General features: G+C 39.3%; 15 protein-coding genes and 2 pseudogenes. 1 reads left to right on the forward strand and 16 read right to left on the reverse strand.

Annotation, left to right across the window (positions count from 1 at the left end; all coding sequences use genetic code 11):
• Nucleotides 1-40 precede the first annotated feature (40 nt).
• On the forward strand, nt 41-838 hold the full coding sequence (locus GT641_RS07085) for a MerR family transcriptional regulator (protein WP_161117162.1): 798 nt from the start codon (nt 41-43) through the stop codon (nt 836-838).
• On the opposite strand, the gene GT641_RS07090 is transcribed toward GT641_RS07085, so the two are convergent.
• The 16 genes and pseudogenes from GT641_RS07090 to GT641_RS07165 all read right to left on the reverse strand — a co-directional run bounded on the left by GT641_RS07090 (nt 804) and on the right by GT641_RS07165 (nt 15,357).
• Nucleotides 804-1,445 carry an ABC-2 transporter permease gene (locus GT641_RS07090; RefSeq protein ID WP_161117163.1) on the reverse strand — a complete coding sequence of 214 codons (642 nt, stop codon included), beginning with the start codon at nt 1,443-1,445 and terminating at the stop codon, nt 804-806. The two genes, GT641_RS07085 and GT641_RS07090, sit on opposite strands and share 35 nt — an antisense overlap.
• Complete coding sequence (locus GT641_RS07095; RefSeq protein WP_161117164.1) at nt 1,446-2,303, reverse strand: ABC transporter ATP-binding protein; 858 nt, start codon at nt 2,301-2,303, stop codon at nt 1,446-1,448.
• Between the two features lies 1 nt (nt 2,304).
• Nucleotides 2,305-2,679, reverse strand: a complete 375-nt coding sequence (locus tag GT641_RS07100) for a GntR family transcriptional regulator (protein WP_161117165.1) — start codon at nt 2,677-2,679, stop codon at nt 2,305-2,307.
• Between the two features lie 261 nt (nt 2,680-2,940).
• On the reverse strand, nt 2,941-3,987 hold the full coding sequence (locus tag GT641_RS07105) for an ORF6N domain-containing protein (protein WP_161117166.1): 1,047 nt from the start codon (nt 3,985-3,987) through the stop codon (nt 2,941-2,943).
• 79 nt (nt 3,988-4,066) lie between these two features.
• Nucleotides 4,067-4,345, reverse strand: a complete 279-nt coding sequence (locus GT641_RS07110) for a helix-turn-helix domain-containing protein (RefSeq protein ID WP_161117167.1) — start codon at nt 4,343-4,345, stop codon at nt 4,067-4,069.
• Between the two features lie 355 nt (nt 4,346-4,700).
• Complete coding sequence (locus tag GT641_RS07115) at nt 4,701-5,102, reverse strand: hypothetical protein (protein ID WP_161117168.1); 402 nt, start codon at nt 5,100-5,102, stop codon at nt 4,701-4,703.
• 179 nt (nt 5,103-5,281) lie between these two features.
• The gene (locus tag GT641_RS07120) at nt 5,282-5,494 is read right to left on the reverse strand and encodes a helix-turn-helix domain-containing protein (RefSeq protein ID WP_161117169.1); all 213 of its coding nucleotides are present in this window, start codon (nt 5,492-5,494) and stop codon (nt 5,282-5,284) included.
• A 163-nt stretch (nt 5,495-5,657) separates the two neighbouring features.
• Nucleotides 5,658-5,735: pseudogene (locus GT641_RS07125) on the reverse strand (CDP-alcohol phosphatidyltransferase family protein); the annotation flags it as partial.
• Nucleotides 5,725-6,788, reverse strand: a pseudogene (locus GT641_RS07130) (FUSC family protein). The pseudogenes GT641_RS07130 and GT641_RS07125, both read right to left, overlap by 11 nt.
• A gap of 33 nt (nt 6,789-6,821) precedes the next feature.
• Nucleotides 6,822-7,865, reverse strand: coding sequence for a HAMP domain-containing sensor histidine kinase (locus GT641_RS07135; RefSeq protein WP_005421561.1), 1,044 nt, complete (start codon nt 7,863-7,865; stop codon nt 6,822-6,824).
• Nucleotides 7,865-8,575 carry a response regulator transcription factor gene (locus tag GT641_RS07140; RefSeq protein WP_005421560.1) on the reverse strand — a complete coding sequence of 237 codons (711 nt, stop codon included), beginning with the start codon at nt 8,573-8,575 and terminating at the stop codon, nt 7,865-7,867. Before GT641_RS07140 ends, GT641_RS07135 begins: the two co-directional genes overlap by 1 nt.
• The gene (locus GT641_RS07145; RefSeq protein WP_161117171.1) at nt 8,554-9,987 is read right to left on the reverse strand and encodes a phospholipase D family protein; all 1,434 of its coding nucleotides are present in this window, start codon (nt 9,985-9,987) and stop codon (nt 8,554-8,556) included. Before GT641_RS07145 ends, GT641_RS07140 begins: the two co-directional genes overlap by 22 nt.
• Before the next feature lie 461 nt (nt 9,988-10,448).
• Nucleotides 10,449-10,673: a cysteine-rich KTR domain-containing protein gene (locus GT641_RS07150; protein ID WP_161117214.1), complete on the reverse strand. Its 225-nt coding sequence runs from the start codon at nt 10,671-10,673 to the stop codon at nt 10,449-10,451.
• A 320-nt stretch (nt 10,674-10,993) separates the two neighbouring features.
• Complete coding sequence (locus tag GT641_RS07155) at nt 10,994-11,695, reverse strand: response regulator transcription factor (protein WP_008402109.1); 702 nt, start codon at nt 11,693-11,695, stop codon at nt 10,994-10,996.
• The gene (locus GT641_RS07160) at nt 11,688-14,381 is read right to left on the reverse strand and encodes a sensor histidine kinase KdpD (protein WP_161117172.1); all 2,694 of its coding nucleotides are present in this window, start codon (nt 14,379-14,381) and stop codon (nt 11,688-11,690) included. The genes GT641_RS07155 and GT641_RS07160 overlap by 8 nt, the downstream gene beginning before the upstream one ends.
• A 328-nt stretch (nt 14,382-14,709) precedes the next feature.
• A complete protein-coding gene (locus GT641_RS07165) occupies nt 14,710-15,357 on the reverse strand; it encodes a TrkA family potassium uptake protein (protein WP_117785753.1) in 648 nt (215 codons plus the stop codon).
• Nucleotides 15,358-15,361 lie beyond the last annotated feature (4 nt).

Genomic DNA, 15,361 nt, shown 5'->3' on the forward strand with positions numbered 1-15,361 from the left:
ACATTATCACAAGTCAGATTTGCAGAAAATAGGGTTATATATGAAAAAGCAAGGCGAAAATTTATTTAAAATAGGGGAGATCGTAAAGATTTTAGGAGTAACCAGAAAAACTATCTTAGGTTATGAAGAAATGGGGCTGCTGGAACCGGCCATCAAGGATGAAAATAGCGGATACCGCTATTATACTGCGGATAACATGACACAGATCCGCTCCATCCGTTCCTTGCAGACTCTCGGACTTTCCCTTGCCGAGATCCGGGAATATTATTATGATACGGAAAATCTTGATCATCATTTGGAACGACTGATGGACATGCGTGCCACATTAGACCGAAATATACATCTGCTTCAATTACGGGCAGCTAAGCTGGGGGATCTGAGCATCCATCAGGTACGTCTTCCGCAACAGGTCTGCTTCTGTCGCAGATATCAATGTACAGACGCCAAAGATGCCGCAGTCAAACTGCGTGATACATACATCGCTGCAGCCCGAACCGGAAAGCTGTCCATGTCTGCCCGTATGTTCACCGTGCGAATGGATGAGGCAGCTACCGGTCTGGATCTGCTGTGCTGTATTCCTGTCGAAGAAGATTTCATCGGAGAAGAACGCACAGAATTTGCCGAAACCTCTGCTCTGTGCATCTATTACCGTGGTGCTTATGAAGGAATCGGCGCTGCCATCACGGCTCTAAATGAATATGTGCAGGCAAATGCCATTGAAACCACCGGTAAATTCCGCAGTATCTATTTAGAAGGGCCTCCAAACCGTGGTACACATACGTCAGACTATATCACACAGGTCGTTATACCAATTCTGCCTTGCTGTAAATCTTTATAGAAATAATGGAAGATATTATTAAGATTACCGCACTTATAATGAAGCTTCCAATCAGCAGAAGTGCCGGGGTGATATTTGAAAGAAATTCTATATTCAGATTTTCTGTCATTTTCAAAAATTGAGCAAATCCGATTGGAGATGCCATAATAACCACTACGAAAAACATCTTTGTTCTTTCATAGCCTAACTTGAATTGTATCGGGAAATAAATACCTAAACAAATAGAAAGAATCAAAAACAGTATAACAGGTATCTTATAGCTTACCGTTTGAAGCGTCGGAAATATAAGGGCTTCAAGCCAGAAAATAAGACTGCAGCCAGCATATATCACGATGCAGAAGATATATTTGGATAACACAACGCTCTTTCTAGAAAATGGCAGCGCACACAGCAATGTTAACGCTTTCGGATATTGTGTTTCTTTTATAGAGACATACTGCAGCAGCATGAAGATTGAAACAACCGTTACTAAAACATAACCTAATATACCGGCATATTCTGTTAAACGTGACATTAAAAATATTGGAAACAGGATGCATACAGCAACCATAAGCAGTACATATTTTTTTACGATCAAAAAGTCCTTTTTCACTAATTGAAATAACATTTATTTGCCTCCTTTCACATTGCAGAGCATGATATCTTCTATCGATGGCCGTTCAAGTATGCTATCCGGCATGAGCTTTCTGATTTCATCAGCATTTCTTGTAATAGCAGTAAATCCAAAAGGTGTCTGATCTATATTCATAAGCAGTTTTTCTGCATCGGCACTCAGATCTTTTCTGTCACCTTTTACAATTCTGTAACTATCCAGTAAAATATCCTTCTCCTCCTGAAAAATAATCTGTCCTCTGTCGATCATGATCAACATATCTGCAATCTTGTCCAGATCAGATGTTATATGTGTGGAGAAGAATACGCCACGTCCCCCATTATCCATAAATTCTTTCAGAATTACTAACAGTTGATTTCGAATAAGCGGATCAAGACCACTGGTTGGCTCATCCATGATCAATACTTCTGCTTCATGTGACAAAGCAAGTGCCAGAGCATATTTCATCCGCATACCCTTTGACAAGGTGTTGATCTTCTGTTTTGGATTGAGTGAGAAGCGCTCAAGATACATTTTGTATTCCTTTTCATTCCATGATCTGTATGCAGAAGCTATAATACTCTTCATCTCTGACAAGGTTAATTCATCATAAAAACCCCCATTATCAAGAACGATCCCTATACGTTCTTTTATCTCTTTTGCATTTGTATATAGATCCATTCCAAACCATTTGATACTGCCGGATGTCCTGGGAACTAAATCTAAAATAGATTTGAGTGTGGTTGTTTTTCCCGCTCCGTTTTTCCCGATGAATCCGGTAATGCATCCATCCGGCAATGCAAATGAAACATCTTTCAGGGAAAAATTCGGATAGTTTTTATTCAATCCCGTGACTTCTAAAATATTTTCCATCTTACGCCTCCTCATATAGAATATTCATCATGTCATTTAGTTCCTCTTGCGTGATCCCAAGGGATTTTGCAGTCTGTATCATATCTGCCATTTTCTGTTCTACAAGCCGCCGCTTTGAATCTCTTAAAAGCTCTACATTTCTTGTAGACACAAAGGTTCCGATACCTACCTGACTATTCACAAAACCCTCTTTTTCTAAATCGTCGTAAACTCGCCGTATTGTTAAAACGCTTACTTTCAAATCATTTGCAAATGTCCGAATCGACGGCAATGTCTCTCCCTCAACCAGTTCGCCTTTTAAAATAGCGTCAATAATCTGTTCCTTGATCTGCTGATAAAGCGGAGAATCTGATGTATTTGAAATAAGGATTTTCATATCGCGCCTCCTTTTCAAGTGTGCTGTTGTTATATACACACTATGTACTATATGCACTTTTGTGTCAAGGGAGAATATGACAACCGCCGTTTAGCTCTATTTTATAGAGGTAAACGGCGGTTGTGGGGGTGGGGTATTATTAAATTGTTCCTTATTATTTTATTGTTTTTTGCTGTAATAAGCTTCTATCTTTTTGTCGCTCCAAATACCTATGGGTATAAAAATTATCTTAATTGTTTAAAATTTTTATATCTATTCCCACTATTGAGGTAAAATCAAAGTTTCATTTTTCAACAGCGTTGCAATAACCGGAGAATATTTAGCTACTCCATAATCCTCAACAATACTGGTTATTCTAGCCCCTGCATCCTTTGATGAAGCACCACATAAGAAAACTCTTTCATCAGCAGTTCCGTAATCCAACACTATAAATCGATCATGAAATATGCCACCAGTCTTTTTCATTGACAATTTTACTATTGGATACTCCTTACAGAAATCCATATATTCTATGTTGTGAAGTTTATTATTTCCAACATTATCACTGAATAGAATAATATCAACACCTGTTGGAGAATTCTTAAGGTGTACCAAAGTTCTTAATCCAATATAATTGTCAACGACATATATTGAAGACTTTGCCTGCTTATAAATGGACTCATACACCTCATCTGCGCTACTAAATTTTGCATTAAACATAAGCCACTTTTCATCATCATCTGAAACAAAGCTGTTCATCATATCTGCCAATTCCGATTTTGTTACAACATTCTTTAAACCTTCTGCAACATCTGAAATCTGCTTTTCAAGAGATATCATATCCGAATTGATTTTATTAATTTCTATTCTGTTGTTAGCAGTTTCCATGCTTAACTGCAATAATTCTCTCTGACCAATCAATTCGCGATTCTCTAAAATATAATCTTTCATTTTTTTGAAGGTTCTCACCAATGCAATGCTTTGTCTTACCGCAAGTTCTCCTTTTAGTACAGTCATTAACATATATACACCTTGTTCCGTAAAAACGTAAGGATTGCTGCGGGATTTGCTGCTTATATTTGCGGTCACAATTTGTGACCGCAAATATTCAACTTCATTATCAGATAATTGAAACATCATATCATTCTGAAATCTTTCTATATTTCTTTTTACCTGCTGATTAAAAGCCTTAAGTTCATATCCATACACTTCAGCCAGATCTGCATCTAATAACACTTTACATCCCCGAAATTCATATAATTTTTGTTTCATAAATTCTTCATTGATCTCAATTACTTCAATTTCATCTTTCTTTTTATCTTCTGTCATAGAATTCCTCCATCCATTTTGCAGTCAAAAAACATCAACAATTCTCATATGAATATATGACAGGTATCAGCAATATGGTCTACTCCTCTTTTTCCTTCGTTTTGTCATAATATGCTTTATACCTATAGATTGTCCTCTCACTGACATTATTCCGCTTCGCAATTTCTACCATTGTCTTACCACTCTCATACCCAATGACGAAATCATTATAAATTGCCATCCACTTGGCGTTATGTTTCTGTCGCCCGCTTAATTTTCGATTTCTGTAATACTCCAATTTCTCGCGAAGTTCTGCATTCTCTTTTTCCAACTCCTCAATTCTTTTTAATGCCTCCTCAAGTGTTACAGATTTTTTCATCTCTATATCCTCCATATATGTCATTCTCGTTTTGTCAATATTATAAGTGCCTACACTTATTTTTGTCAATCTGATTATGTCATGTTATATCTCAAATTAGCACGACATGTCTCTATTTTCCCTGTATTTCAATATACACATGTAATCTTCTCATAAACTATTATCCTCTATTTTCCATACACAAATCCATTGCAGAGAAAAATACCCCACCCAAAACAAGGAAAGAATGCTGTGCAATTATACATGACATGATGGATGCACTTCGCATCACCATCAAATTCAAATAACAAGCCAAAGAGCCTCAAGGCTACCAGAAGGGAATTGACACATACTTAGGAAAAAAGCATGAGGATATTTACTCCTCATACTGTTCAAGCATAGTCGGTGCCATATCCATGAATACAAAAAACTCTTCTGGCAACGTGCAAAGCTCTCGGCTTATAAAATCTTCCGCATCAATATACTTATGATCATTTTCCGGATCATAACATTTCCCATGATTCGCAAAAATAACTATTCCTTTAAAACTCTTCTCAATCTCATAAACAGCCTCTCCCGGTACATCATAATTTAGGATAGTAACATGTAATCTATCCTTTGCATCAAGACTGTCAGCAATATAAAATTCATCGCAAAATGGCAACTTATTCTCGACAGCAAAATTAATTGTATGCTGGAGATATTCCCTTAAAATCTCTCTGTCCAGCTTATACTTAAAGCCCGAAAAAAAATTTTTCATTTTATTAAATAGACCCATATATCAAATCTGCTCCTTCCTATAATTTCAAGCCCTAAATCATTGATTTTTGGACTTTTTCTTTAACCAATTACCTCACAACACGTGCTAAAGATAACTTTTAGAAATTTACCTCTTAATTCTTTTCACACTATGTACCCTGCTCTCCGAATATACACATGTAATCTTCTCATAAACTATTATCCTCTATTTTCCATATACAAATCCATTCCCAATAGATTTGCGAGATAAATTGATTTTCCAATCTCCGCCGTTGCCTTGCCTCGTTCCAGATCTGATATAAAGCTCACACTGAATCCGGTAAATTCAGCCAGATAAGCCTGAGTATATCCTAGTTCTTTCCTGCGTTTTCGAATTGCTTTACCATATGACTTTGCATCCGTTATCTTCATTCTGCCTCCATATTATATAGTCATTCAGCTAATATACACTTTAACAAATATAAAATAGCCGTGCGGCTAATTTTTGATATATTTATTATATATCAAGCCGTACGGCTAAATCAATTGTATGTTGCGTCTTTCTATTTCACCGCACTACCATATCTTTCGGTCAAAGCCGAAAAAAAGAAAGAAGATTAGGAACCGTAATAATTCTATTCAAATTTTCTTCCTGATTCACTTCACTCTGCATGTACGGTCACCTCACTTTCCTTTTTTTAGACATAAACCAATAAAATATAACACAAAATGCTAAAGCAAACACAACACCAAAAACATTTTGAATCACTCTAAGACTAACCGCTCCTTGTAGTCCATAAGTCTCTGCAGCAATGGCTAAAGCACCAAATGTGTTAAATACTGCCTGCCAGCCATATTGTGCTGAAAATCCTACACCGATTCCACCAAGAATTCCTATATATGCATAGATTGACGAAGGAAGCAGAAAATATAATACTGTAAAACATATAACACCTGCAATATTTCCGACAATCCTTTTACGGACTCTGTAGTGCATATCTTCCATAAACGGCAAAATCACGGACATGGCCGCAATACCAGCCCACATTGCACGTGGCATATTACAAAGTTCTGCAATGCAAAGGACAATCGGTACGCATAAAATCTGACATATCTGCCATTTTGTTCTGGAAGAAGTGATATCAAATTCTTGTATCAGATCTTTCAGATTTCTTTTATAAGTTCTGTTTTTATGATTTCGATAAAATACGAAGCAGGTAAGTGCTGCACCTAAAGCCATTCCGACTAATCGCATCTGATAGCTTTTTCCCGTAACATCATAACCATATAGCAGCAGATACCCAAGAACCAATGTAGATTGATTAAACATGAGTGGATTATGGCATCCGAACAGAATCAACACAGCCAGTGCCGCAATATTTAACAGCATTCCCAATACCGGTGAAAACTGATTTGCTAAATGCGGACATACAGTCATAATTACAAAGAACAAAGCCAAAAGCATCGTAGATTGTCCGGTGTGGATCCCCAAATCCGCATTTCTAAACACCATGAGACATAATAAGACTACTACACCTACAATGCTGTTCTCATTTCCAAATAGGGTGCTGAAAATACTAACAAAGAAAAAACAAAATGCCATTGTAACAGCTATCTTCACCAGATATACCCACATATGATATAATTTTTCTTTTAGTGTTTCACTCTCTTTCAACAGTTTTTTAGAACCTGCCTGATTTAACTGCAACTCCTGATAAAATGTCATATAAATCCTCCTATCTTCTAATTTATCTTAAAACTATATAATCTCGTCTTTCTGCTTTGGCAGCTCTATAACAAATCTGCATCCACCATATTCACGGTTTTCTGCTTTGATTGTTCCTCCGGCACTATCTACAATCCGTTTTACAAGTGCAAGACCTAGGCCATTTCCTTCTGCTTTATGAGATCCATCTACCTGATAGAACTTGTCAAATATTCTGGATTTTACATCATCCTCTATTCCTGGTCCTTCATCTTCCAGAATGAACTTAACAGAATCCTGTTCTTGTTTCAGAAACATCGTAATTGTCCCCTTTGAAGGGCTGAACTTAATCGCATTATCCAAAAGATTTATCCAGATATGCATAAAAAGTCCTTCATTCCCAGTATATTTAACTTCCTCCAATTCTACCTGAAAACCAATTTCTTTTTCTGTCCATTTTGTTTCCAATGAAAGAAATGCCTGGCGGATCTGTTCATCCAGACGATATTCTGTTTTTTTCATTGGTATATTCTGATTCTCTAACTTGGATAACAGCAAAATATTACCAACCAATCCGGAAAGTCTTTGGGTGTTAAATAAGATTTTTTCTACATATTCCTCTTGATCCGGAGACAGTTCTTCTCCCTGAAGCAGCATTGTATATCCTTCAATGGCATTAATCGGGGTCTTAAACTCATGAGAAACATTAGATACAAAATCCATCTGCAGCACCTCTGTTGCACGAAGTTCTTTTGTCATAACGTTAAAACTTTGATAAGATTCTCCAACTTCTGCTATACGGCTGTTCGTTTCCAAATGCTGTTCAAAATCTCCCTGAGAAACTTCCTTCATTGCTTTACTAAGTCTGGTAATTGGTTCCAGTAACTTTGCATTGATAAAGGAAGTGATCAGCCCTGCAATCAATGTATTGAAAATCAAAAGCCAGCCAAGCACAGGTATACTGCCCGGCAGATTAAAAAAATGATTCAAAAAAGCAAATAATAAAGCAGATATGACTGTTGAAAATACAAGTGCAAGCCAGATTGCACCAGTCAGACAGGATCGGATCCGCAATCCTTTTTTTTTCTTTTGTTCCATTATTTTTTCACCACCTTGTATCCAATTCCACGCATTGTTACGATTTCAAAATCTGGGTTATCTTTAAAACGCTCTCTGAGTCTTCCTATATGTACCTCTATTGTATGTGGGTCTGCCTCCGTCTCGTATCCCCATACTTCATCCATCAACTGTTGTTTTGTAAATGTTCTGCCTGGCGAAGCTGCAAGCTTATATAAAAGCAGGAATTGTTTTTTAGGTAAAACAAGACTTTCCTTATCAGTTGTAACCGTCATTGCATCATAATCAAACTCTGTTGAACCGATCACAATTTTGTGTTCATTCAATATCTGTGCACGGCGAAGCAGTGCTCCGACTCTTAAAACCATTTCATTCACATTTACCGGTTTTACCATATAATCATCACTTCCCGAAAAAAATCCCTGACGCATATCATCAAAGGAACCTTTCGCAGTGATCATAAGCACTGGTATCTGATATCCTGCTGAACGAAGTTCTGACACCAGTTCATAGCCATCCATAACCGGCATCATAATATCAGAAATGATCAGATCAATATATTCCTTATCCAATACTTCTAATGCCTGTGCTCCATCCGATGCACTTTTGACTTGATATCCATTCTTCTCAAGCACTTTTTGGAATAGCTGGCTTAATTCTTTATCATCTTCTACAATCAATATTTGAAACACGTTTTCCTTCCTCCTTATTAAAACAGATACCTTGCCCATCCAAGCAGATGCTGTACCAAAAATATTTTTCTCTGACGTTTCTTTGTTAATTCGATTGGCTCTACATGATATGGATCATTATAAGTTCCGCCTTCTAATATCTGGCGGGACACTTTTTCATATTCCATCATGCCCTCTTCCAACTGTTTATTAATATCTTTACTGCGTATTACAAGCATCAGTTCCGTATCCAGATATACACTTCTCATGTCCATATTAAAGGAACCGATTACAGACAGATCATCGTCAATCAGAATACTTTTTCCGTGGTATGAATAACCGCCTTCATATTCCCAGATATTAATTCCTGTACTTAAGATTCTATTTCTGTTTTTCGCATAATCGGCAGACCCAAATGGATTCCTATTATTCGCAACTGAATTTGTCATGATAGAAAAATCTGAAACGTTCTCTGCAATCTCCTCCCATGTATTATACATCATATCATTACAGATAATATATGGCGTGTGGATCTTCACACGATTTTTTGCATTTTTCATCAATTCTCCCAACTGATACCACACTACTGGTTCTTTGGAACCTGTGTGAATAGGATTTGACACTAATGTAATCTTTTCTGTCTCAAAAGTTTCGTCCGTATAATCGGTCTCGCAGATTCTTTCCTTATTCTCCTCAAAATATTTCTGATAGCTGTTCTGCAGCTCTAAAACTGCGTTCTTTACAGATTTTCTATTTGCCAGTTTTTTATTGTTATGAAAATAACCACTGTCTTCCTGATTCCATATGGTTTCAAAATACTCTGACAACTGGTTAACTGAATTTTCTTTCTCAGGTTCATCGCAAACCACTAACACGTCTCTGTCATAGTTCTTATGTCCCGGAAAATCACCCAGGAAATAATTGTGTATATTTCTTCCCCCAAGAATATATCTCTTTCCATCTGCAATCAAATATTTATCATGCATTCTACCCATCATTTTCCACGGTTTCAACGGATTGGCCTTATTATACAGTTTAATTTCAACATTCTCATGGGAAGATAATCCATAGAAATACGGATTTCCTTCCATATCAATCCAGCTCTCCATTCCATCTACTAACAGACGAATATGTACACCTCTGTCTGCCGCATCATGCAGTGCTCCTAAAATCAATTTTCCACTTTCATCGGATTGAAATGCAAAAGTAGAAAGAATAATTTCCTTTTTTGCATTCTTAATCAAACGCACTCTTTGTAAAAGCGCTTCTGGATTCTTTTCTATGATTACTGCCCGTTCTGTATTTTCACTGCATTCGTTCCATGACCCATTTTTTGTTTCTTTTTTGGTTGTATTGGACACTTCCGGCTGCTTTTTATATGCAACGCAGATTCCGAGCAATTCATAAAAAACCACACATAAAAAAATTGCCAGTATAACAAGAAGGATTTTACATATTTTATGCTTTATCATTGTACATCACCTGATTCCTTTTTATTTCATACTTATACAATACAAAGTCAATCTCAATTTAACCTCAACAAAATTTATTTTTCATGCGTCATTTCATCTGTTATGATTAGATATGGAATCATAAACCAACAATATTTTTCAGCTTTATTTATCATACTGATATAAACTTCTTCTCCTACTTGTATAAACTTCAGGATAAAGTTCCCGAAGGTTAATTTTCTTCATTATGTACCTCCATTTCGATTCACGGGTGATTGACGGGTGAATCGAATGGAGGCGGAGACTGACACTGGCAGGCAACCGGGTCATCTCCGAAAAAATGGCAACAAAAAACGCCAGATTTCCGTGAGGGAAAACTGGCGCGCCAAGAACAGCCATTATTATACTGAAATACATGGAACGATAATGCCGATGCAATGTTATACTTGCCCGGAGGAGGAGGGCGGCAGAAATGTTTGGTTTCAACCGCCACGACATTTCAAGCGCAAATCATCGCTGTTAAATAGCAACGGTTTTGTGTTTGGCTCTTTGATAACTGTTGTATTCAATTCATTTACATTTATCAGCGTTGTCTGTTTACACTTCGGACAGTAAAGAGGATAATTTATCAAAACCGTATCTTTCCGTATTTGATCACGAGTTTTTCCTCCACATACGGGGCATATTAACCAACTGCTGTTCATCATCAAATTTTCAACTCCAAAATAAAGTTTATAATCTGATTGAACCCATAATCTAAAAACTTGCTTTCAGAGATAGAAAATTGCTTTGATATGAATTGTCCTTTCATTTGTGCAAGGGTAAGGAACGAAGTAATGCTTGACCAAAAAATGTAAAATGTCAACATCGGAATTATGTCTTGCCGTACAACGCCTTTTCCTTGTCCATTTTCAATAAATGTAGCAAGTGTGGTATTGATTTTCTTTCCAAATAACAAAAAATGATTAGGGCAATCCGAAACTCAATCGTCTATTTTTCATAGAGAACACTGGCCGTCCTTATAGCGTTATTCTATTTTCATCATACGGTAGCCCACACCAATATGTGTTTGAATATATTGTGGAGACTCCTCTGTTGGCTCCAGTTTTTTTCGCAATGTTGCCATAAATACCCGCAGCGAAGCCACATCGTTATCCCAACTGCGGCCCCAGATATTTTGTGTGATAAAGGTATGGGTCAGTACCTTGCCGACATTCTTGGACAGCAGGCACAACAGCTTATACTCAATGGGTGTCAGGTGAAGTTCGTTTTCATCCAGATAAGCGCATCCCCCGGCATAATCCACTTTCAACTTACCATTCACAAATACAGAACTGGCAGTAAACATCTCTGCCGTCATCAGAGAGAGTCTTCGCTGCGTCACCCGAAGTCGTGCCAGCAGTTCTTCTACCGAAAAGGGCTTTGTCAAATAATCATCCGCTCCGGCATCCAGCGCCTTGATTTTATCGTTATCCTCGCTTCGGGCGCTGATTACAATAATCGGAACATTGGACCAAGAGCGAACCGTTTGAATGACTTGAATGCCATCCATATCCGGCAAGCCCAAATCCAGTAAGATGATTTCAGGATTGTGCGATGTGGCCTCCATAATGGCTGCCGAGCCATTAGGTGCTACCACATAACGATAATCATTTGTTTTTAAAGTGGTCGTAATGAGATTTCGTACAGACGGGTCATCCTCAACCACTAATATCAAAGGTTTATTCATGAAGTTCTACCTCCTCTGCAGGTAATGTAAATTTAAAAGCAGTGCCATTTGGCTGATTGTCTGATACGGAAATCGTGCCGCCGTGGGCGGTCACAATGGACTTACAGAGGGACAGCCCCAATCCAAGGCTTCTGCGGCTGTCGACCACTTTATTGGCCCCACTATAAAACATATCGAAAATACGGGGTTTCTGCTCATCGGGAATCCCAGGGCCGTTGTCGGAAACGGAAACCGTGACCCATTGCTCTTTTTGATCGGTGTGTATTTCAATTACTGAACCGACAGGGGTATATTTGATGGCGTTGTCAACCAAATTGATAATCACCTGAACGATCAGCTTCGCGTCAATGAGGGCAAGGATAAAGTCTTTACCACTGGTCACACGAATGGTGTGTTCTTTACTTTTTCTGTTGATGTGCTTCAGCGCTTCAGAAACGACCTCATCCATGAGTTCGATACTCCGAGTTAGATTGACCTGTCCGCCCTCAATTCGTGTGACTGCTAACAAATTTTCAACCAGATTGATTAGCCACATGGAATCGTCATAAATATCAGTAAAGGTCTGCTCCCGTAGTGCATCGTCCATTTTTTTATAATTTGCAAGCAAATTGTCTGCGCTGCCGGAAATCGCTGTCAAAGGCGTCCGAAGATCATGGGAGATTGCCCGCAGCAGGTTGGCACGAAGTTGTTCATTTTGTGCCAGGACAGCCGCTTCCTCCTTCTCCTTGGCATTTTTGATGTTTTCCAGCGCCAATGCGCACTCGCCAAGAATGGAAAGAAGCACGCTATTTTCAAAAGAGTCCAATGGAGTACCGTTCACAGCAATACCAGCTACTCCATATACATTCTGGTTAACCCGAATCGCAAGGTATAAACACTTTGCACTGGATAATGTATCTGTTGTGGCACCGGCGTGTTTATTGTTTCGGAAGGCCCAATCGGCGACTGCTTTCTCGTTCTCAGAAATTAAATCTTCCTGAATGCTATTAACAGCACGAAAAACGTTAGGGGTGGCAAGTTCTTTACCATCAGACAGGTAGACGACAATATCTTTTTTCAGCAGCTTCATGAGCTGCCCTGCCGTAGCGGTGATTACCGCATTCTCATCCTGCTCTTTTTGCAGAAGCTGGTTGGTTTCAAAAAGAATCTTTGTACGGTAAGCTGTATGGGCAGATTGTTTCGCATTTTCTTTCAGCCGGGTAGCGAGAGATCCGGAAAGCAGTGTTACTATAAACATAATGGTAAAGGTAATAATATAGTTCGGATCGTCAAAATGGAATGTCAGTCTCGGAGTGGTAAAAAAGAAATTGAAAACCAGCACACTGACAACCGAGGTCAGAATCCCGCACAGTCGGTTGGTTGTAATTACAGCGGTCACAAGTACGCCTAATATATAAACTGCGATAATATTACTCTCCGTGAACCCAAGAGCGTCAAAGCCACAGCCAATTAGTGTAGCTGCCAGCAATACAGCTATACTCTTCAGAACATCACGCAGGGGCATCGCATCTACCTGCGCCTTACTCTTTTTTTCCTGATAGCTGGTTCCTGTGCTGGCATCCGGTATCACATGAATATCCAGATTAGGTACGCTGGAAATCAGGCGTTCCGTCAAGGTGGGCTTGCTGAAAATATTCTTTCGTGCAATGGTACTTCGTCCAATTACGATTTTTGAGATGCCGGAAAGACGGGCAAATTCCGCAATCTGATAAGGCACGTCATCGCCATAACTTGTCTCAATCGCAGCGCCAAGTTGCTGGGCCAGACGCTTATTATCCTGCAAACGCTTTTTATCATCGTCACTCATCGCCGCTGTATTTGACGTTTCCACATAAAGAGCGGTAAATGTTCCCCGAAAGGCTCTTGCCATCCTTGCAGCAGTCCGAATAATTTTTGCGTTGGATGGCGACGAGGAAAGACATGCCAGAATGCGCTCGTCTGTATGGTAATCGCCTCGGCTCTGTACTCTGGCACTTTCCGTCAGCAAGTTCACCCGGTCAGCGCACCGACGGAGGGCGATTTCCCGCAATGCGGTGAGATTTTCCAGCGTGAAAAAATTAACTGTTGCCCACTGCGCCTGATCTTCCCGGTACACATTTCCACTTGCCAGTCGTTCCAGCAACTCCGCAGGCTCAATATCCACCAGTTCTACCTGATCTGCTTGATCAAAGGTGGAATCCGGAATGCGCTCCCGCACAAGAATTCCGGTGATAGAGGCTACTGTATCGTTGAGACTCTCAATATGTTGGACATTTACAGTCGTATAGACATCAATTCCAGTATTTAGCAGTTCCTGAACATCCTGATACCGCTTCGTGTGCCGACTGCTTTCGGCGTTGGTATGGGCCAACTCATCCACCAGTATGAGCTGGGGATTTCGCTTGAGCGCAGCATCAATATCAAATTCACGAAGGGTCATTCCTTCGTAAGCAACTTGTTTCACAGGAAGCTGCTCCAAGCCGTCCAGAAGTGCCATCGTCTGGGGTCGGGCATGGGGTTCTATGTATCCAGCAACCACATCGATGCCACGCTCCTTAGCCTGATGAGCCGCCTGAAGCATGGCATAAGTCTTTCCGACACCTGCGGCATAACCGAAAAAGATTTTGAGTTTTCCGCTTTTCTTAGTGGATGCATCGTTACGGATCGCACGAAGAAGCTGATCCGGATCTTGTCTTGGCAGTTCCATTTTAACCCTCCTATCTGTCACTCAAGTAAAAGCGATTCCATTTTTCAATATTATAACACACAACGTCAAAACCTACATCTGCGACTGATCCACGGCAAATTTGTTCAGGCATCCAATGAAAAAATCGACGACAGGTGATTTTTTGGAATCCCTCCATAGTACTATTTGTGTGATTTGATTCTGGGTAATCGGCTCAAAATTGTTTTCCAGAAAAACATCCAGTTTATTCATCAGAAAATACCCAAAAATAAATATGGCTGATGTACTTACAAGTAAAATAACATCCTGCATGGATTCACCCCCCCAATTCCTTTGATTTTTCTTAAAATCAAGTATGAAAGCACTTTTGCAAATTTCTGTTACTTCCCAACGCCAACATGGTATCTCCTGCTTTCAGCACTGTGTCTGAAGAAATAGATAACTCCAGCTTGCCGCTTTTCTTGATTCCCATAATGTTAATATTGAATTTTTTACGAATATCCAGCTCTCCAATCGAATGGTCCGCCCAATCTTTGGGAATGGGGATCTCAAACATGGCATGATTTTCATCCAGTTCTATGTAATCGAGAATGTGATCCGCACTGTAACGGATTGCTGTCCACTTTGCGAGCTGTTTTTCCGGGTAGACTACTTCATTTGCACCGTTACGCAGCAAAAATTTTTCCTGAACATCAGTTGCAGCTCTGGAAACTACAAACCTCGCTCCCAATTCACTGAGCAGAGAAGTTGTTTCCAATGAACTTTGAAAGTTGTTGCCGATGGCCACAATGCATACATCATAGTTGCGAACACCGAGAGATTCCAAGAAATCGGCATTCGTACTGTCTCCAATCTGTGCATTGGTAACAAGGGGCAGAACAGCCTCTACACGTTCCTCCGAAGTATCTACCGCCATCACTTGATGACCCAAATGATTTAAGTGCAGGGCAATATGCTTTCCAAATCGCCCCAGACCAATTAGAAGAATTGATTTCATAATG

The organism is Clostridium sp. BIOML-A1 (genome assembly GCF_009874105.1).
In the GTDB taxonomy this organism is placed as follows: Bacteria; Bacillota; Clostridia; order Lachnospirales; family Lachnospiraceae; genus Coprococcus.